The following is a 20,166-nucleotide window of genomic DNA, read 5'->3' as shown; positions in this document are numbered from 1 at the left end:
TATTAATTAAAATCTGTTTAAAAATAAGGTTTTTATCGATGTTATAATGTCTGTTTCTAGGTACAAAGAATGGTGTACATGCTGTTTTATAGGTCCAATCGACTGCCTTTTATTATTATCGGATAGTAGGAGGGATTTATGTAGATTATAGTAAGCTGAATAAATCGGTTTGGGCTAATTATTTCCCAGATTTTATAAAAGAGATCATTATTCACACATGAATGGGCGTTCCATCGCATTGCCGCATTTTCGGGAATCACCTATAATTTAATAATAGGTGTACATAAGGAGGAACTCATGAATATCAGTCAATTGGAGACACTATTGACCATTTCGCGGACGATGAGCTTCCGCAAGGCAGGTGAATTGCTTAATCTGACACAGCCTGCGGTCTCCGCTCAGATCAAAAGCCTCGAAGATGAATTCAAGACCATACTCGTCAACCGTAACCAGCCCGTTACGCTAACCGATCAGGGCACCGTATTTCTGGAGCATGCCGAACAGATTCTGACCATTGTCGAGCAGCTCAAGCAGCGGCTCGCTGATCTGGATGAGACACCCCAGGGACGCATTCTGCTCGGAACCACGACATCGATTGCGATTCAGATTCTCCCCCGGGTATTATCCTACTTTCAGAATCAGTTTCCGTTGATCAAGACAATGATTCATTCGATGTCTTCCTCCCAGGTCTATCACAGTGTGGAGAATGGGCTGGTGGATGTCGGTATCGGTTATCTGATCGAGCGCAATCCGAATCTGGAGACGTCCATCCTCTATTATGATATGTTCGAACTGGTCGTCTCTCCCCAGCATCCCCTGGCACGTACCCGCAAGGCCACGATTCATGACCTGGAGAACCTTCCCCTGATTATGCTGTCTCCGGATACGGTCGGCAGACGATTTGTCGATGAAGTATTCAAAACACACGGCATTGCACCGCAGGTCATGATGGAGCTGTCCAGCAGTGAGGAAGTGAAGCGCATGGTCGAGATTGATCTGGGCGCAGCGATCATTTCCAGACAGTCCATCACGAGTGAGCTGAAGCACGGGACGCTCGTCATGATCCCAATGCCGGAGTTTGAAGTCAGTCATCCGGTCGGTCTGATCTACAAGTCCGGCCGCTATCTCAATTCGGCGATGCGCCAGTTTCTCAATGATCTTAAGGGCATGCCGGAAGATCATTTTACGAGTCCGGAATAAATTAGCAAAGGAGCGGTTGACGTATGAGATTTGACCTGCACACCCACCATTACCGCTGCGGTCACGCAGATGGCGATATTCGTGATTATATCGAGGCTGCGATTGCCGCAGACCTTCAGGTAATCGGCATTTCCGATCATACCCCTTATTTTGGTTCCGACGAGGAACAGCCCTTTCCCAAAACAACGATGGGCAAGAGCGAACTGAAAAATTATGTACAGGAAGTACTGGATCTGCAAAAAGAATACGCCGGCAAAATTGACGTGCTGCTCGGCATCGAATCGGACTATTTCCCGGATCATGCGCAGCTGTACCAGCAGACACTGTCCCAGTACCCTTTTGACTATATTATTGGCTCTGTTCATTTCAGCGACGGCTACAGCATTTTTGACCGTACCCGCTGGGAAGGCATGGATACCGCTGCCCAGATCGCTGCCAAATCAGAATATTTCCGTCTGATCGGCGAATCGGCCAAAAGCGGAATGTTCCAGATTCTTGGCCATATCGATGCCATGAAGAGCAACTATCCCGCTTTTACGGACATTCATGCTCCTCAGGCACTGGATCAAATGCTTCAGACAATCGCCGAATCCGGTGTAGCGATTGAAGTGAACACATCCGGCAAGATCAAAGTATGCGGACTGTGGCATCCGGTAGATGATATTCTGGAACGCGCGTATCATTTTGGAGTGGAAGTGTCCTTTGGCTCGGATTCGCATATTGCCCAGCGCGTTGGAGATGATCTCGATCTGGTCGCCCGCAAGCTGCGTGAGATCGGCTATACCGAATGGGTCTATTACAAGCAGAAGCAACGTCAGGTTGTAGCGCTGTAAGCGAACAATCAGATACAACATTTATATGCAAAAAAAGAGGACCTGCCGAGTGCAGGTCCTTTTACATGTATCAAAAAGGGGGTCTTGTCATTTATCATAAAGCCCGCTTGTTAGAAATGCGTTGCATCTGTATTGCAGTTGGATGACAAACAAGTAACTTTACAATGTCTGCGATCCTCCTGCTTTGCGCTGCCGGTTCACCAGAATAATACTTGCAGCAACAAGACTGAGTGCCACAAGCGCCCATAGTGATACTTTCTCATCCAGCCATACCGCCGACAGGACAACACCGAACAATGGGGTGAGAAACAGATACATGGAGACTTTGCCGACTTCATTGTACTTCATGACCATATTCCAGAGTGTAAAAGCGCCTGCCGAGACGACAGCCAGATAGAATAGCATGCCGAGCCCTGCCAGATCCCATTCAAACGGAAAAGGCTCTCCCGAGGCACAGCCAAGCACCAGCAGGCCGAGCCCGCCCCAGAACATCTGACGGCCGGTCAGGCTAATCACCGGCTCTACCGCAGCTTCACGGCGCGCCAGCACGTTCCCTACGCTTCCGGACAGTGCCGACAGCAGCATCAGCAGTTCCGCCACTCCAAACACCAGCCGCAGTTCATTGCCCTGGGCCATGCCCATCACGGTAATGCCCGAGAAACCGAGCAGCAGACCAATCCACTTGCGTGCAGACAGCTTTTCCGTTCGTTCCATCCAGCGAACCGCCAGCAGCTGGAATAATGAAGTCGAGCCGGCAATAATGGACATCGTAATGCCCGAGCCGAGCCCCAGCGCCGCATACACCAGAATATACTGCAGCAGCGTCTGCAACAGCGCCAGCATACTCAGCCGTCCGGCCGGTATTTTGGTGATTTTCTGGCCGTGCGGCTTGAGCACATAAGATAGCAGAATCAGCAGCAGACCCGCCAGCGTAAACCGATATCCGGCAAACAGCCACTGGGCAAACAAATCATGTGAACCGATGCCCAGATGCTGATAACTCAGCTTGATAAATGGCAGTGCACTTCCCCACAAAATGACAGCGATCAGCGAGCTGACGAGTACACCGACAGGACTGGTAAACCAGCGTTGACCACTCATGAAGAGACGGAACCACCGAAATCCTCGCGTACGTGCGGATGCATGGAAGCCCGCTCTTTGCGCAGCATAAATTCGCTGTTCGCCACAGAATACACAATGATCCCCATTTCCTGCCAGTAGCTCTTGATCCCCGGATTGGAAGGCGGCTGCTGACGCATTCCATTTTTCTCCAGTACACGGATAGACAGCTGGTTTTTGACATGGCAGCGTCCGACAATACGGGACAGTCCCATATCCTCAAATCCGAAAGTGACAAGGCGGCCTACCGCCTCGGTCGCATAACCTTTACCCCAGAACTGCTGGCACAGCGCGAATCCGATCTCTGCCCGGGCCGCATGTTCATCCCAGCGCTGAAAAGAACATACGCCATATATTGTACCATTTTCCTTGGAAGTAACGGCAAAATGGATGGAAGTCATACTGCGGAACGCTTCGTCTACTCTCCGTCCCAGACGGTCCGGCTGCAGTGCCTGGTATTCTTTGATCTGAGGAGAGCCATACAGATACGTAATTACCTGCGGGTCGCTGAGATATTCCCACCAGCGTTCAATATCCCCGGCGGTCAGACGACGCAGAATCAGCCGGTCGGTCTGCAGCTCGGGAATCCCTTTTTTCAATTCCTCTTTACTCAGCATCGCCATTCCTCTTTCCTCCCTGGGTTCAAGTCTGCAGTCCCCGGTATATACCGGTACGCAGCTCCTTGATATAATAATCCAATGCCGGAATCTCCGCTGCCTGCGCATCCGCCACTGCCTGTTCAATGTCATATGGCACACGGGCAAACTGCAGATAATAGGGAGATATCGCATTAGACAGATAGTCTCCTTCCAGAATAGCATAAGATGCCTCCGACAGGTCGAGCGGATTACCCACACTGCCGGTATTAAACAGCATCCGGCCTTCCAGATACTGCAGATAGGCGTTGTGAATGTCTCCGTAGCCTACAATATCCGGGATGATCGGCGCAGAGGCCTTTTCTCCGGATACAGGAGCAAACATCGCCAGACGCTGCTCCACCGGGTCCCACGGCTGCACACGCTGGAATACACTTTCCGGCGAGGCATGCACCAGTGACACCATCCGTCCGCTCAGCATAAAGTCGTGCCGCAGCGGCAGGGAACCCAGATAGTCGAGACGCTCGGTTTCGAGGCGCTCGGCATGCCAGCCGAACAGCTCGTCATCCCCGCTCATCCGTACAATCAGCTCTTCCCAGTTGCCGCGGATCACGACTTCGCAGCGTTCCCGCACACTGTCAGTAATCCGGACCGAGTCCGGTCCTTTGCCGACAATATCGCCCAGACAAAAAATACGCCGGATTCCACGGCGTTCGATATCATCCAGCACAGCCTGCCATGCAGGATAGTTGCCGTGAATATCAGATACAAGTGCAATACATTCCATCGTTTTCCTCCATTTCCGGCGATGCTTATACCGTCTTTCTTTTCAGGGTGAAAATGGTCAATTCCGGACGGCACATCAACCGGACCGGAATTTGGGACATGCCGATTCCCCTGTTTACATACAGCGGCAGCTGTCCTGTCGGTCCGGCCTGATACCAGCCCATAATATATTTGCGTGAGCCTCTTGGCGTAATGACCGCTCCGAACATCGGCAGCCGGATCTGACCGCCATGACTATGACCGGACAGCTGCAGATGAAAGTTCAGATCCGCCGGTATCCGGTCTGCATAGTCGGGTTCATGCATAAGCAGAATCCGGCAGGCTTCTGCGGGAATACCTGCTGCTCCTTTATGTATATCCGGATTGCCGAGCAGCTGATCATCCAGACCGGCAATCGCCAGTACGCCATCTTCCCGGCGAATCTGGTGGTTTTCGTTCATCAGCAGACGGAATCCTCCTTCTTCCATCATCCTCGACACAGCCAGTGCATCCTGCAGATAATCATGATTGCCGAGCACGGCATACTGTCCGAGCGGAGCTTTCATACGCCGCAGAGCTTCTACGCCGGGTCTCAGCGCTGCAGCATCATCGTCGACCATATCCCCGGTAAAGCAGATCATATCCGGATGCTCATCCATAATTACATCCGCCAGCTGCTCCAGATCCTTCTCATTTTTGCCGAGTCCAAGATGCATATCGCTGAACTGGATCAGCTTCATACCATTCAGACTGACTGGCAGCTGTGGCAGCTCCAGTTGGATGTATACTTTCTCCAGCCAGTTCGGTTCGCCGAGCCATGTATAACCAACGCCACCTGCACCGAGTGCCGCCAGCGCAGCCGCACTGCCTTTGAGAAATTGCCTGCGGGTCATGGAATACAGATGGGACGGTATGAGAGAGCCGCTTCTGCTGTTGTGTGCACTATTTATTTTATTATGATATTTCAGACTGGGCCCCTCCTTCTCCACTCCGGCTGTCTTCAGCTCTATTCATTACAGACAGGCCTGCAGTACATGCAGGCGCTGTTATATATAATGATTATTTTGCCGAATCCTGCAGCCCTCGTCAAATTCGGAAGTTCCCGTCAGAACAAATCAGCTGTCTTTTGCCGGTTGAAACGTAATCTTCAGCTGCTGCTCTTCTGCCGCTTCATACGCTTCGGCGAGTCCGGACTTCCGGATGTCCTCCTTGGATACTTCGCGGTAGATTAGTTGAACATCAACCGATTCCCGTAAAGGAAACGGACTCAGCGTGATGATTCCCGGCTCCTGCCATTGCGGCATAATCGTCTGGTGACCGGTAACATCCAGCTTTTTGCCGACAGCAAATCCGTCTTTCCACCAGTCCTGCTCCTCGCTCTTGTTGACACCCGGCTCATTCAGGCAGGCATACAGCGACAGATCATCACACAGTTCCAGTACCGACCGGTGGTAGGCCAGCTCATCCTCTGCCGGAGAGAGCTGCTCCCGGATACGGTCCTGACGTTCCTTTTCTTCCTGCAGAAAGGCCTGGCAAAATGGATCTTCCTCGCCATAATGACTAACCAGCGCCGTATAATGCATACTCGCCAGCATCGCCCCGTAGGCAGTCATCTCTTCCAACTGGCTGATGCCATAGCGGTAAAAGACCAGCTTGGCCGGTTCCGGGAAATTCATGAAGGTGTACGGCTTCTGCTCTGCATCATTCCATACCGGAATCTGATCCAGCGGAATCCAGCCTCGATCATGCTGTTCACAACCCAGAATTACCTCATCCCATCGCTGTGCCTCCCGGGTTGGACCGGAATCCATATAACGTGAGAATTCACCGGACAATCGTGCATGATCATGCTGCCGGATCATAATAAAAGAATGTTCACGCTCTCGGCATATCATAGGATAACCCCTCTTTCTAACCGATTATGTAAAAGATTTATACCTAATATATATCCTTAACGATGGGTTTCCAACCAGCCTGCTGCGTAATCCACCAACCCACGCTGGGACATCAACCTGGCTTCCGCCCGACCAATTTTACCCTGTGTCCACAGATATGGACAATCCTCTTCAAAGTCACTGCCGATCCGGTCAAAATCATCCGAGTCAAAGTTCAGATCCTTGAACGTAATCCATTGTTTGCCGGATTCCGTCATGACCGGTGCATTCATCTCGATCTGCTTTTTGCCATTCCAGTCGGCCATGAATTCGGCCAGATGGATCGACGTATTAGTCAGATAATCCGTGCCCAGCATAAGTACATGACCATCTGCATCATACAGCTTCTGAAGCGGGGAACTACTGCCCAGTCCGTAGTCCAGACTATGATCGTTCATCCACTCGCGTGCATAGGGGCCGCGAGCGGCGAATGAGACATGAGGATGGCTGCTGCGAATGACGCCTCTTTGCTTGCGGAACGTCTCCACTATGACCCCCATCCCTGTCGGTACAGTAAAATCAGGATCGTAGGCGGGTGTGCTCTCACAGATCAGATCCCACCATTTGGGATCTGCAGGCGGATATTTCCACAGCTTAGGGTGTGTCAGCTGGGAAGTCTGCGTCGGTACCATCAATGTGCCTGATTTGCCAAGCACATGCTCCAACGCCAAAATTACGGTCTCCGCTCCACCGGGAATCCATCCTCCGATACTTTTCAAGGAGGAATGCAGCAGAATATTCATGCCTGCCGTTACGCCAAGCGCCCGGAATTCGGCAGTTAACTGGTCAAAGCTAATCGGTCTTTCACTAATCATATCGTCTTCCTCCGGTAATCATATGTATAAAAAAGCGGGCTTCCGCGTTATACGCGTCACCCGCTTGTGGGAAGAGCAGTCGCCTGCTCTTCGTATTATGCTGCTGGCTGTAGACTATTATACACTCAACCAGCGCTTGAACATACGTTTGTTGGTTTCTTTGTTCAGGTCGGCAATCGAAGTGGTGAGCGGAATTCCTTTTGGACAGGAACGCACACAGTTCTGCGAGTTACCGCAGGCTTCGATACCGCCTTCGCCCATAATGGCATCCAGACGTTCTTCGGCGTTCATCTCACCTGTCGGATGGGCATTGAACAGACGAACCTGGGACAGCGGCGCAGGGCCGATGAAGTCGGTTTTGTCATTCACATTCGGACAGGCTTCCAGGCAGACGCCGCAAGTCATGCATTTGGACAGTTCATACGCCCATTGACGTTTGTTTTCTGCCATCCGCGGACCCGGGCCCAGATCGTACGTACCATCGATTGGAATCCATGCTTTTACCTTTTTCAGTGCACCGAACATCCGGCTGCGGTCAATGACGAGGTCACGGACAACAGGGAATGTCTTCATCGGCGCTACCGTAATTGGCTGCTCCAGCTTGTCGACCAGAGACGAGCAGGCCTGACGCGGCTTGCCGTTGATGACCATGGAACAGGCACCGCACACTTCTTCCAGACAGTTCGATTCCCAGCATACCGGAGCGGTATCTTTGCCGCCGCTGTTGACCGGGTTGCGCTGAATCTCCATCAGCGCACTGATTACGTTCATGCCGGGACGATACGGTAATTCAAATTCTTCCGTATAGGATGGGCCTTCCGGCTTGTCCTGACGGGTGATGACAAACTTCACTTTGCGGCCGGTCTGCTGTGTGGTTTGATTCTCGGTTGAAACTGCTTCCGCCATGGGTAATGCCCCCTTCTATCATTCACATTAATCTGAGTGTTCATACGATATACTCACGACATGTCAATTGTATTTCAAGTGACAGCTCCGGACCGCTAATCAGCTTTTGGAGTAGTCACGCACACGAGGAGGGATCAGGGACACATCGACTTCTTCATATGAAATCTGTGGTCCATCCGGTGTCCAGGTGGCCTTGGTTGTTTTGAGGAAGTCTTCATCGTTACGGACAGGAAAGTCAGGCTTGTAGTGGGCTCCGCGGCTCTCGTCACGCAGCAGCGCACCGAGGGTCATCGCTTCAGCCAGTTCCAGCATGTTCCACAGCTGACGGGTAAAGGCTACTCCCTGGTTGGTCCAGCGGGAGGAGTCATTCACGTCAATGCTGCCGTAACGCTGTTTGAGTTCCTTAATCTTATTTATCGTCGCCTGCAGCTTATCATTGTAGCGTACAACCGTCATATTATCCGTCATCCACTCGCCAAGTTCCTTGTGGATTACATAAGCATTTTCTTTACCATTCATGCCGAGCAGACGCTCATATTTCTCTTCCTGCTGCTTGCGTGCCTGGTCGAACAGGCTTGTCGGCAGATCGGCAGAGGATTTTTTGAGGCCTTTGACATATTCGACCGCTTTGGGTCCGGCTACCATACCGCCGTAAATCGCGGACAGCAGGGAGTTGGCTCCGAGACGGTTGGCACCATGATACTGGTACTCGCACTCGCCGGCAGCGAACAGACCCGGAATATTGGTCATCTGGTTATAATCGACCCACATGCCGCCCATGGAATAATGGACTGCCGGGAAGATCTTCATTGGAATCTTGCGCGGATCATCGCCCATGAATTTCTCATAGATCTCGATAATGCCGCCCAGTTTGACGTCCAGCTCTTTTGGATCTTTGTGGGACAGATCCAGGTAGACCATATTCTCGCCGTTCACGCCGAGCTTCTGGTTGACACAGACGTCGAAGATTTCGCGGGTAGCGATATCACGCGGCACGAGGTTACCATAGGAAGGATATTTCTCCTCCAGGAAGTACCATGGCTTGCCGTCTTTGTACGTCCAGATCCGTCCACCTTCACCACGTGCCGATTCGGACATCAGGCGCAGCTTGTCGTCGCCGGGAATCGCTGTCGGGTGAATCTGGATAAATTCACCGTTGGCATAATGAACGCCCTGCTGATACACAGCGCTCGCTGCCGTACCGGTGTTGATGACCGAGTTGGTCGTTTTACCGAAAATAATACCGGGACCACCACTCGCCAGAATAACCGCATCGGCGCCAAACGTAACGATTTCCATGGAGCGCAGATTCTGAGCGGAAATACCGCGGCAGACGCCTTCATCGTCCAGTACGGCATTCAGGAACTCCCAGTTTTCGTACTTGGTCACGAGGCCGGCTGTCTCCCAGCGGCGTGCCTGCTCATCGAGTGCGTACAGCAGCTGCTGGCCGGTCGTTGCGCCGGCAAAGGCAGTACGGTGATGCTTGGTGCCGCCGAAGCGGCGGAAGTCCAGCAGACCCTCAGGGGTACGGTTGAACATAACGCCCATACGGTCCATGAGGTGAATGATACCAGGTGCGGCATCACACATTGCTTTGACCGGAGGCTGGTTGGCGAGGAAGTCACCACCGTACACGCTGTCATCGAAATGCAGCCACGGTGAGTCGCCTTCCCCTTTGGTATTAACTGCACCGTTGATGCCGCCCTGCGCACATACGGAGTGCGAACGCTTCACCGGTACGAGTGAGAATAAGTGAACGTGAACGCCGGCTTCCGCCGCTTTGACGGTGGCCATCAGACCGGCCAGGCCGCCGCCCACGATAATGATATTGGATGTTGCCATAAGAAATTACCCTCCCCTTTAACCTGCTTGCCCCTGACTGGCTGTGAATGCCATCCGCTGCATATCGGCCTGCCCTTTCAGGCACTGCAGACGATACAATGAGATGGATTAGCACAGCGGCAGGGTCATTTATGCGATAAAATGACGAATGCTTTGAAATGCAACGGTTGGGTCTTGGAATTCCATATTACGGAATGCTACCAGAGACAGAACGAACATAATCGATACGATCACAAACAGCGCCATACAGATGTATGAAGAAACGCGCTGCGATCTTGGTCCTACCGTGATCCCCCAGGTAACGAGGAACGACCAGAGTCCATTGGCAAAGTGGAACGAAGCCGCTACCACACCAATCGTATACAGCACGAATGTTGCCGGATTGGTGACGATATTGTGCATGACTCCACCCAGCTGCTCATGCGTTACATTACCAAGCGCAACCTGGAAGCGGGTATCGTATACGTGCCATGCGATGTAGATAAAAGTGATAACACCGGTCACACGCTGAAGCGTATAGCGCCAGTTGCGCTCATTTCCATAATGAGCATTGTTCGGCTTGGCCTGATATGCGATATACAGACCGTAGATGCCGTGATAGAGCAGCGGAAGGAAAATAAAAAAGGTCTCCAGAACCAGTACAAGTGGCAGACCATTTAGAAATTCCACTCCGGCATCAAAAGATTCCTTTCCTCCTTCATAGGCAGAAAAGTTGGTGATCATATGCTCCAGAAAAAATAAACCGAGCGGAATGACCCCGAGCAGCGAATGCAGCCTTCTGGCGTAAAAGCCTTTCATGAATGACGTTCCCCTTTCCTAATAAGAGCGTTTTCATATCGACAGGCATATTGAAATGCCGCCTAGACCCGGACGGACAGGCAAGTATCGGACCTCTCTCCATCCTTGCTAGGAAGTTCCCCATCTTCCGTAGCTTTACAGCTTGTTCACGACTGTAAATAAGGCGTCCGGTTATGCAATATCTTTCTTCCGTGAAAAGATATTCACATAACGTTCGTATGTGAACAAGTTGTGTCGCTTTTTATGTTACTCTAATTTGGCTTATAATGGAATTGCAATATAATTATTAAATGTTATAACTTTTTTGCATAAGAGAGGAGATTATTTCCCAGATGATAGAAGATTTAGATGTTTTTGCTGTCGTTGTCGAGCAATCGAGTCTGAATCAAGCGTCCCGGCTGCTGAATTTATCACAGCCCGCACTCTCCCGCAAAATAGCCAAATTGGAGTCACAGCTGGGGGTTGCCCTGTTTAACCGTAACGGCAAACGGCTGGAGCTGACCGCTATCGGGCGGCTGACCTATACGTTTGCCCTGGAACAGCGCCAGCAGCAGCTGCGCTTCCTCCAGAGCCTCAACCGTTACAAGTCCGAGGAACAGACGACAGTAACGTTTGGAGCCAGCCTGACCACCCTGCAGACGACCATGCCGCCGCTCGTACGCAGCTTTACCGAGAAGCATCCGTATGCCGAGGTCAAGCTCATTACAGGCAAGACGCACGAGATTGTCAATGACATTCGTGACAAACGTGCCGATATCGGCATCGTCGCCTCTTCCATCCATGAGTCGGGGCTAGTCTGTGCACCGCTATTTGACGACCATCTGGAATTGGTCTTGCCCAAAAGTCATGTTCTGGCCAGCAAAAAGCAGCCCGACATGCAGGATCTGCAGGGGCTGCCAATGATTATGTTCTCCAAAGGTACCTGGTATCGCAAACTGATCGATGATGTCTTTCACCGATATATGGTCATGCCTGATCTGCGGATGGAGATCGATTCGTTTGAAGCGATTGTAAGGCTGCTGCCGATCTGCATGGCGGCGGCGCTGCTGCCCCGCTCCTATATCGGTGAACAGCTGCTGTCGAGCAACGAGCTGGTCTCTCTGCATATTCCGGAGCTGGAGCAGACACGCCGTACGACCTGCCTGATTTATAATGAAGCAGCCGAGCTGGGATCAGCGGCGCGCCAGTGGATTGCCGATACGACCGCCCGGTTTGACGATTCCTCACAGATGATCAAGGATGCGAATATCCGGGTTGCCGATACGGCTCCACGGCTGGAAAATGAAGAGTGGTCGCCATAGGATCATTTTCATTTAGCCGAATATATTCGTACAAACATGATGCCCGGCAGATGATCAGGCAGGTAATCAGCCGATCATGATCTTGCCTTCGGCATAGCGGAAAGGCTCTTTCTCCTGCTTTGGTGCCAGTGCATAAGCAAGCGTGATCAGCCCGACCCGTCCGGCAAACATCAGCAGACAAATGAGCAGCTTACCGATCACTGTCAGGTGCGGTGTTAATCCGAGCGATAGTCCCACCGTACCAAAAGCGGATGTGACTTCAAATAATACGGTCAGGAAATCCGCCGTTTCTGTCATGCTGAGAATCATCGTTGCTGTCATCACCAGTACCAGCGCAAAGATAACAATCGTCAGCGCCTTGAAAATGCGTTCCTGACCCAGACGGAAGCGGAACAGCACGACATCCTTGCGTCCGCGCAGCATGGCAAGCACCGCGCCAAACATCAGCAGAATCGTTGTCGTCTTGACCCCGCCGGCCGTGGAACCCGGCGAACCGCCGATAAACATGAATATAATGGTCAGCAGCAGCGTAGCCTGCCGCAGTTGGGTCAGATCAACCGTATTGGCTCCGGCTGTACGGGTCGTGGTGGAGTGGAACAACGACGCCCAGAACTTGCCGCCCCAGCCTAATTTTCCGAGTGTACCCGGATTGGAGAATTCGAACAGAAACACAAGTATAAATCCGGTCGTAAGCAGAATGCCCGTCATCAGCAGTACCGATTTGGTGTGCAGGGACAGTCTGCGGTTTTTGCGGAATTCGATCAGGTCGGACAGTACCACAAATCCGAGACCGCCCAGTATAATCAGCAGAATTGCCACCAGATTCATGATTGGATCGTCAACATAGCCGGTCAGACTCCGGTAATCGCCAAACAGGTCAAATCCGGCATTGTTAAACAACGATACGGCATGAAACATTCCAAAAAACACAGCCTGTCCGGGAGGATGATCCATTATCAGCCGCAGGCTGAACAGTATCGCACCGACCAGCTCAATCGCAAAGGAATAATATAGTACCTTTTTGATCAGACGGACGATGCCCTCCATATCGCCCTGATTCATGGACTCCTGCAGAATTAGACGTTCCCGCAGGGAGATTCGGCGGCGGAATACCAGTGCAATCAGCGTCGCCATTGTCATAAAGCCCAGACCCCCGATCTGGATCAGACACATGATGACCGTCTGGCCAAATGTAGTGAAAAATGTTCCCGTATCCACTACGACCAGGCCGGTTACACAGGTAGCCGACGTAGCGGTAAAGAACGCATTCAAAAAGCTCATTCCCACGCCGTCCTGATGCGACTCGGGCAGCATCAGCAGCGCGGTTCCCAGCAAAATAATGGTCGCATAGCCCAGCGCCAGAATACGCGGCGGCGTCCATGCTCTGGCATTGACTTTTAACTTCAAATTCATCTTCAACGTATGTACACCTCTGTTCACTTTCATTCATAGTATTCATAAACATCCATATGCGTGTATATCAATGATAACTTTACCTGTCGGATATCCGTCTATCCCGCTTATCTTCAATCGGATGCTTAATGATTATACGCTCTGTCTTACCGGACTACAAAGCTATTTTGCAATAGTTAACAGATTGCGCTAAACTTGCATTATCTGCGCCTTTTGTCGTATTACACCCGATTCTTTTCCCGGATCCAAGTCGACAGGCTGGTAGGCGAACGGACAAATAACATGACTACACCAAGGAGGAACTTATGAACCCAACAGGCAAGCCTGTACAGCTTAAACCCAATTACAAGATACTGAGCATTCTGGCAGTTATCGCTCTGGTCATCTTTTTATTTACCCAGGTGATTCCGCTAACCGCTTCAGAGACACTGGAAGTGGACCAGACCAATGTGATCAGCCAGGAAAAAGCAATTGCCAGTGCTGACGCATTTAAAAATAATTTGCCGCTGGACCCGGAGATGATCAGCCGTCTGAAATCCCCTGCAGTCAGCTATCATACCGATTCGGAGCTGAGCGGATATGTAGCCAAGGAAAAGCTTAGCAAGCAGTACAGCAAACAACTGGAGAAAATCGCTCCCTATGATATTTTCCGTGTACATTACAAAGCAGAGGGCTACCTGTCTTCCGTAGATATTGATGTACATATGAATACCGGAAAAGTAGTCGCTTTTCTGATCAAAACCGATTCGGACACTCCGATGGACACCAGCAATCCGTTATCTCCCAAGCCGACTTCAGCCAATGAGGGCAATATGACCCTCACCCAAAAAGTCGAACAGGCTCGCCCTGTACTGAAAACGATGGGTTATGATCCGAATGCGCTGGAACTTCAGACCAATGGAGGTCCCGGACTGGATTATGTGATGCGTGATGGCGGCAAGCTTGACGAAGCCCAGCTGCATCTCAAATTCACCTTTGAAGAAGGCGAACTGCGCTCTTTTCAGCCGGAGCTAACGCCGCCCTCTTCCTATACAAGTTATATTGAAAAGCAAACTACACTGGCCTACTGGCTGACTTTTGCCGGTTATGGACTGTTCACATTGGTGCTCGGCGTGCTGGCGATCGTATTCGCTTCCCTGAAACGCAAGCATACTTCCTTTAAACGAGGAATTGTACTGTCGCTGATCTACTGCGCAGTATCCGTGATCAGTGTCGTTAACATGTGGCCTTATTTTGAAGCCAGCTTCGGCGGCGAAGGTTATGGTGTCTTCATGATGCTGTTCCTGGTCGCGCTGCAGCTGATCCTGAACGTCATGATGGCCGTACTGCTCTACTTCTCCCTCGTCGGCGGTGATGGCCTGTGGCGGGAACGCGGGATGAACATGTGGCCGCGCTCCAGAGAGATCGGCTATGGCAAATATGTACTGCACAGCGCTGCAGTCGGTTATCTGTTCGCTATTATTTTGCTCGGTGTGCAGTCAATTATTTATCTGTTTTTGGAAAATGCACTCGGCATATTCTCGTCCAGTGACGATTCCAGTTCTCCATACAACATGGCTATACCGGCACTGCTGCCGCTGCTCGCCTGGATGGCAGGTATTGGCGAAGAAGGCGTCTATCGCCTGTTCGGGATCGGCATGCTCAAAAAGCTGCTGCGTAATACATTTGTCGCTTCGGCGATCACTTCGATCATCTGGGCGCTCGGTCATACGCTGTATCCGATCTATCCGGTCTACGCCCGTCCGGTGGAACTGCTCATTATCGGACTGCTGTTCAGTCTGGTGTTCCTGCGTTACGGCTTTATCGCTGTCGTATTCGCCCACGTCATGTTCGATACAATTCTGATGTCCTTCAGTCTAATGACTGTAGGCGGAGCAGGCAATATCGCACTTGGTATTTTCTACATCATTATGCCGGCCCTTATTGCGTATATCATCTACCTGTTCACCCGTAATAAAGGTGTGGATAATGCGTATCCGCCATATACACCGTCACAGCAGAGCGGAATGCCGGTATATGCGCCAACCGGACAGCCGGGAATCGGCCAACCGCCGCATTCCTATTACAATCCAGGTGCTCCTGCACATCATCATGGAGAGGGACTGCCCAATGATCCGAGCCGGTTCCAGCGTTATCAGGAACCACAGGCGCCTGCCGCACCGGTACAGCCCCCTGCTCCGCAGGACAGCTATCATGACCAGCAACCTGTTCATTCGTCAGAATCATCCGGTCAGCCGACTCATACCGTTGAACATGAAGCATCGCCTGCAGTTGATCAGCAGCCGGTTAATCTTCATAAGCCCGAGACCAACCGTACCGCAGAACCGGGATCATCTGCCCCTGCTTCACCGGATACTGCCGGTCAGCAGAGCAACCCGGTAACAGAGCATCCACCGATACGAAAAGACGATGAAGGTACATCGAAATAATACTCTGGTTTATCCGTATTACAGACGACGTATCATCAACCCGCACTACTGCATGATCATAATCAAAAAAAGAAGAGTAGCCATGGTGGCTACTCTTCTTTTAATGCATCCAATATTTGCCGGGCGAGCTTGTCGCCGATCGAGAGAGGCCGGAAGTCTGCGACACTGGCTTCTCTTATTTTTTTTACGGAGCCAAAATGCTTGAGCAGCAGCTTGCGCCGCTTCTCACCGATACCCGGAATGCTGTCCAGCTGGGAGACAACCATCGATTTGCCGCGTTGCTCCCGGTGGAAAGTAATCGCAAACCGGTGAACCTCATCCTGAATCCGCTGCAGCAGATAGAATTCCTGACTGTCGCGGGCCAGCTTGACGGGTTCTGCCGGATCGCCAACCATCAGCTGGGCGGTCCGGTGCTTTGCATCCTTCACAAGCCCGCACACCGGGATAAACAGACCCAGCTCGTTCTCAAGCACATCTGCCGCTGCAGAGATCTGGCCTTTACCGCCATCGACCACAATCAGGTCGGGCATCTCCAGATTTTCCTTGAGCACCCGTTCATATCGGCGGCGGATAACTTCACGCATCGTACCATAGTCATCCGCGCCCTCTACGGTGCGGATTTTGTATTTGCGGTATTCCTTTCGGGCCGGCTTGCCATCGATAAATACGACCATCGCCGATACCGGATCGGAACCCTGAATATTCGAGTTATCAAATGCCTCTACCCGGTGCAGATTGTTCAGGCCGATCGCCTGACCCAGATTTTCTGCCGCTTTGGACGTACGCTCTTCATCGCGTTCAATCAGACGGAACTTCTCATCCAGTGAGACTCTGGCGTTGTCCTGAGCCATTGTAATCATCTGCCGTTTCAGACCGCGGCGTGGAATGAGTACTTTGATACCCAGCCACTGCTGCAGCATCTGGGCGCTGCTCGGAGCATCGAGCTGGTCGCCTCCGGCGGCTTTGACACTTTCCGGATCGCCCTGCTGCTCACCGGAGACGTTCACCGGCTCTTCAGACTCTGCTGCTTCTGCTTCCATCGCTGCAGAGCGGACGGCATATTCTTGACCCGTCTCGGCTACGTGATCAGCCAGATCATTCATTCCGGTAGAACCGTCTTTGTCATTGGTATTCAGACCCTCCTGCTCCGCTGCATCCAATGCCTTTGCATCGGCACTGTCCAGATCGGCAGACGCTTCCATTGCCGGCAGCAGAATCTCCTGCGGCATGGCCGGATTATCGCTGTAATACTGGGTGACGTAGGACATGAAGTCATTATACGGCTCTCCGTAGAATGGAAATACCGAGGCATGACGCTCGATCATTTTACCCTGACGCACGTACAGAATTTGTACACACATCCAGCCTTTATCCACCGAGAAACCGAAGATATCGCGGTCTCTGGCGTCGGCCATCGTAATTTTCTGCTTTTCCATCAGCGCATCAATGTGACGAATCTGGTCACGCAGCTCCTTGGCACGTTCAAAGTACAGATCCTCCGCCGCTTCTTCCATTTTGCGCTGCAGATCCTTTTTGATCTCCTCATGACCACCGCTCAGGAAGCGGGTGATCTCCTGGCGGATCTCATCGTAGGATTTCTCCGGCACTTCGTACTCACATGGCGCCAGACATTGGCCCATATGGTAATACAGGCATACTTCCTTGGGCATCACTTTGCATTTGCGCAGCGGATACATGCGATCCAGCAGCTTTTTGGTCTGCTGGGCGGCAAAAGCGTTTGGATAAGGGCCAAAATACTTGGCTTTATCCTTGAGCACACGCCGGGTAACTTCCAGTCGCGGGTGCGCTTCATTGGTAATTTTGATATATGGAAAAGTCTTGTCGTCCTTCAGCAGTACATTGTATTTGGGCTGATGGGTTTTGATCAGGTTACACTCCAGAATGAGTGCTTCCATATTACTGCCGGTTACAATATATTCAAAGTCGCGGATATCTGCGACCAGACGCTGGGTTTTACCATCATGGCTGCCTGTAAAATAAGACCGGACGCGGTTTTTGAGCACTTTGGCTTTACCGACGTAGATAATCGTGCCTTCCCGGTTCTTCATCAGGTAACAGCCCGGCAGATCAGGCAGCAGTGCCAGCTTGTTGCGGATATTATCCATGGCCTGTTCCTGTTCGCGAATCGTCTCCAAATGTGAATCCATAGACTTCTCCTTTCTGGGTAATCGTGGTGTGAGATGACTGCTATGCTGGGCATCAACCGCTCCGGAAAAGGATTGGGCCACGTCCTCCGGTTAAGCCATGAAATCTCAAATGACCGCTGGCGGTCGATCTTATGGCTTAAAGGTCGTCCTTTGGTCCAATTCCTTTTCCTGCGCTCTGTGCAGGCGAGCAGAACCAGCTGAGCAGACTGCATATTACAATGTATTACCCCGTTGAGGGCAACCTGTATAGTTGGGTAATAAAAGCTCTTATTATGGGTACAGCAGCATCTTTATCGTTATAGCGGGCACCACTATGGTTCAACTGAGTGGGTGACTTATTTATTATACCAGCTATTGCAGGGGAACTGGTAGCTTTATAGCAACGTATGTTCTGTATATATCCTGCCCTTTACATCACCGCCGCATCCACCTGATGACAGAAAAAAACCCCCGGTATACACCAGGGGTTGTGGAGCAGCAGGCACAGCTTCATCCGAAGGACGGGCTGCACTTGGCTGCAGTTATCTTATATGCCAGGCAAAATTATTGGTGTTTTGCCAGGATGGATTTCAGGGAATCTTTGGAGTTCAGGCCTACAACTTTATCTACCGGTTGACCGTCTTTGAAGAAGATCATTGTAGGGATACTCATTACGCCGAAACGGGAAGCAGTTTCAGGGTTTTCGTCTACGTTGACTTTAGCGATTTTCACGCTGTCGCCAACTTCAGTTGCCAGCTCATCCAGGATTGGAGCAAGCATTTTACAAGGACCGCACCATGGTGCCCAGAAGTCTACCAGCACTGTGCCTTGTCCCTCTACTTCACTTGTAAAGGATTGATCAGATACATTAACGATTGCCATGGGAATTTCCTCCTTGAATACCTTTATTTGAATTATTCATTATTTAAACAACTATAGAACCTATTACACCCCTATTATAACACAGGAATGCGAATTCCGAAACAGATAATACGAATTTATTATACTTATCTATATTTTAGTAAGCATTTATTATTTAATTACTATTATATCAAAAGTAACAAATCAAACGCCCGGGATATCTCCACGCTTGTTCTCTCCGCTTACGCTGATCACATCGACAAACGGAGCAATCCGGTTCATCAGCCGCTCGCCTTTGTACCGTTCTTCGCCATCTTTATTCGTAAAGCTCAGATGCTGCAGCAGCGCATCCAGCGAATAATTCGATGTATAAAAAGTAGGCTTGCGCTCCATCCGGTAATTGAGGATGGCACCCAGCACATGATCACGTACCCATGGGTTCAGATTCTCTGCGCCTATATCATCAAAGATCAGCAGATCCGTATTTTTCATAATCTCAATCGTTTCTTTCATCCGATTGTTATCCTGGAACATCGACTTCAGATCTTCCACAAATTCAGGCATATATACAATCACGCCGGTATATCCGGCTTTGGCCAGCTCATGCAGCATATAGGACATCAAAAAGGTCTTGCCTGTACCAAAGTGGCCAACCAGATACAGCCCCTTGGCGGACAGTCCATTTTGTTTCACTTCATTAATGTAACCAAAAATTTTCTTGACCGCCGGGACACGTTCGATATCCTTGGATACGATCTCCACGGCGTTGTAACCTTCATTCAAAGCACGGTCATCCACATAAAAGCTGTGAATCCGCTGTCTGACCTGCTGTTCATGCTGTCTGCTCAGCTGTTTCTGGCATGGTGTTTTGCGCTCATGCAGCCGGGCTCCTTCTTCGGATGACTGCACACTGAGCTTGGTATAATGCCCCTGAAAATCATTCGGGCAATTATCGAGTCCGGGACAATTATCGCAGTTGCGCTGATCCCCGACATACTGGTACAGCTTACTGAGATTGGTCATCAGCTCCTGATCGGTCAGCTCCGGATGCTGGCTGCGCAGCTCCATCACCAGCGGATCCGTGAACAGCTGCGTGGCAATCTTGTTCGATTGTTCCCGAAATCGCGTACTCTTCATCTGCCGCAGCAGATCACCGATGGATTCCATGGTGTGTTGCCCCTTCCCGTTTGTTCAACTCTTACTATTG

The 20,166-nt window shown here is 51.0% G+C and carries 17 protein-coding genes; 4 read left to right on the top strand and 13 right to left on the bottom strand.

The window, feature by feature from the left end; genetic code table 11:
• The first annotated feature begins 297 nt into the window (after nucleotides 1–297).
• Nucleotides 298–1,200: a LysR family transcriptional regulator gene (locus M1D61_RS04820; protein ID WP_458121373.1), complete on the top strand. Its 903-nt coding sequence runs from the start codon at nucleotides 298–300 to the stop codon at nucleotides 1,198–1,200.
• A gap of 23 nt (nucleotides 1,201–1,223) precedes the next feature.
• Nucleotides 1,224–2,033: a histidinol-phosphatase gene (locus M1D61_RS04815; RefSeq protein WP_458121372.1), complete on the top strand. Its 810-nt coding sequence runs from the start codon at nucleotides 1,224–1,226 to the stop codon at nucleotides 2,031–2,033.
• A 159-nt stretch (nucleotides 2,034–2,192) separates the two neighbouring features.
• On the opposite strand, the gene M1D61_RS04810 is transcribed toward M1D61_RS04815, so the two are convergent.
• The 9 genes from M1D61_RS04810 to M1D61_RS04770 form a co-directional block, all read right to left on the bottom strand.
• On the bottom strand, nucleotides 2,193–3,134 hold the full coding sequence (locus M1D61_RS04810; protein ID WP_458121371.1) for a DMT family transporter: 942 nt from the start codon (nucleotides 3,132–3,134) through the stop codon (nucleotides 2,193–2,195).
• Nucleotides 3,131–3,775 (bottom strand): GNAT family N-acetyltransferase, encoded by a 645-nt coding sequence (locus tag M1D61_RS04805; RefSeq protein ID WP_458121370.1) that lies wholly within the window; start codon nucleotides 3,773–3,775, stop codon nucleotides 3,131–3,133. The genes M1D61_RS04810 and M1D61_RS04805 overlap by 4 nt, the downstream gene beginning before the upstream one ends.
• A gap of 19 nt (nucleotides 3,776–3,794) precedes the next feature.
• A complete protein-coding gene (locus M1D61_RS04800) occupies nucleotides 3,795–4,535 on the bottom strand; it encodes a metallophosphoesterase family protein (RefSeq protein ID WP_458121369.1) in 741 nt (246 codons plus the stop codon).
• Between the two features lie 25 nt (nucleotides 4,536–4,560).
• Entirely contained in the window at nucleotides 4,561–5,502 is a 942-nt protein-coding gene (locus M1D61_RS04795) for a metallophosphoesterase (protein ID WP_458121368.1), read from the bottom strand.
• 126 nt (nucleotides 5,503–5,628) lie between these two features.
• Nucleotides 5,629–6,408, bottom strand: coding sequence for a DUF3891 family protein (locus M1D61_RS04790; protein ID WP_458121367.1), 780 nt, complete (start codon nucleotides 6,406–6,408; stop codon nucleotides 5,629–5,631).
• Nucleotides 6,409–6,464: 56 nt separating this feature from the next.
• Nucleotides 6,465–7,262 (bottom strand): aminoglycoside N(3)-acetyltransferase, encoded by a 798-nt coding sequence (locus tag M1D61_RS04785; RefSeq protein WP_458121366.1) that lies wholly within the window; start codon nucleotides 7,260–7,262, stop codon nucleotides 6,465–6,467.
• A gap of 117 nt (nucleotides 7,263–7,379) precedes the next feature.
• Nucleotides 7,380–8,168 (bottom strand): succinate dehydrogenase iron-sulfur subunit, encoded by a 789-nt coding sequence (gene sdhB / locus M1D61_RS04780; RefSeq protein WP_458121365.1) that lies wholly within the window; start codon nucleotides 8,166–8,168, stop codon nucleotides 7,380–7,382.
• Nucleotides 8,169–8,267: 99 nt separating this feature from the next.
• On the bottom strand, nucleotides 8,268–10,010 hold the full coding sequence (gene sdhA / locus M1D61_RS04775) for a succinate dehydrogenase flavoprotein subunit (protein WP_046215811.1): 1,743 nt from the start codon (nucleotides 10,008–10,010) through the stop codon (nucleotides 8,268–8,270).
• 129 nt (nucleotides 10,011–10,139) lie between these two features.
• A complete protein-coding gene (locus M1D61_RS04770) occupies nucleotides 10,140–10,808 on the bottom strand; it encodes a succinate dehydrogenase cytochrome b558 subunit (RefSeq protein ID WP_046215812.1) in 669 nt (222 codons plus the stop codon).
• Between the two features lie 332 nt (nucleotides 10,809–11,140).
• On the opposite strand from M1D61_RS04770, the gene M1D61_RS04765 reads away from it, so the two are divergent.
• Nucleotides 11,141–12,109, top strand: a complete 969-nt coding sequence (locus M1D61_RS04765) for a LysR family transcriptional regulator (protein ID WP_458121364.1) — start codon at nucleotides 11,141–11,143, stop codon at nucleotides 12,107–12,109.
• 66 nt (nucleotides 12,110–12,175) lie between these two features.
• Here the strand turns inward: M1D61_RS04765 and M1D61_RS04760 are convergent, their stop codons facing one another.
• Entirely contained in the window at nucleotides 12,176–13,522 is a 1,347-nt protein-coding gene (locus M1D61_RS04760; RefSeq protein ID WP_458122408.1) for a TrkH family potassium uptake protein, read from the bottom strand.
• A gap of 305 nt (nucleotides 13,523–13,827) precedes the next feature.
• Here M1D61_RS04760 and M1D61_RS04755 point away from each other — a divergent pair, with 305 nt between their 5' ends.
• Nucleotides 13,828–15,951, top strand: a complete 2,124-nt coding sequence (locus tag M1D61_RS04755; protein WP_458121363.1) for a CPBP family intramembrane glutamate endopeptidase — start codon at nucleotides 13,828–13,830, stop codon at nucleotides 15,949–15,951.
• A gap of 89 nt (nucleotides 15,952–16,040) precedes the next feature.
• Here the strand turns inward: M1D61_RS04755 and uvrC are convergent, their stop codons facing one another.
• The 3 genes from uvrC to dnaI form a co-directional block, all read right to left on the bottom strand.
• Nucleotides 16,041–18,119: an excinuclease ABC subunit UvrC gene (gene uvrC, locus M1D61_RS04750; protein WP_458121362.1), complete on the bottom strand. Its 2,079-nt coding sequence runs from the start codon at nucleotides 18,117–18,119 to the stop codon at nucleotides 16,041–16,043.
• Nucleotides 18,120–18,662: 543 nt separating this feature from the next.
• Nucleotides 18,663–18,980, bottom strand: a complete 318-nt coding sequence (gene trxA / locus M1D61_RS04745; RefSeq protein ID WP_046215815.1) for a thioredoxin — start codon at nucleotides 18,978–18,980, stop codon at nucleotides 18,663–18,665.
• A 183-nt stretch (nucleotides 18,981–19,163) separates the two neighbouring features.
• The gene (gene dnaI, locus M1D61_RS04740; RefSeq protein WP_046215816.1) at nucleotides 19,164–20,126 is read right to left on the bottom strand and encodes a primosomal protein DnaI; all 963 of its coding nucleotides are present in this window, start codon (nucleotides 20,124–20,126) and stop codon (nucleotides 19,164–19,166) included.
• Between the last annotated feature and the right edge of the window lie 40 nt (nucleotides 20,127–20,166).

Source organism: Paenibacillus sp. Z6-24 (assembly GCF_054161335.1).
The sequence above is the reverse complement of the archived record's forward strand: the minus strand, read 5'-3'. Positions and strand labels throughout refer to the sequence as shown.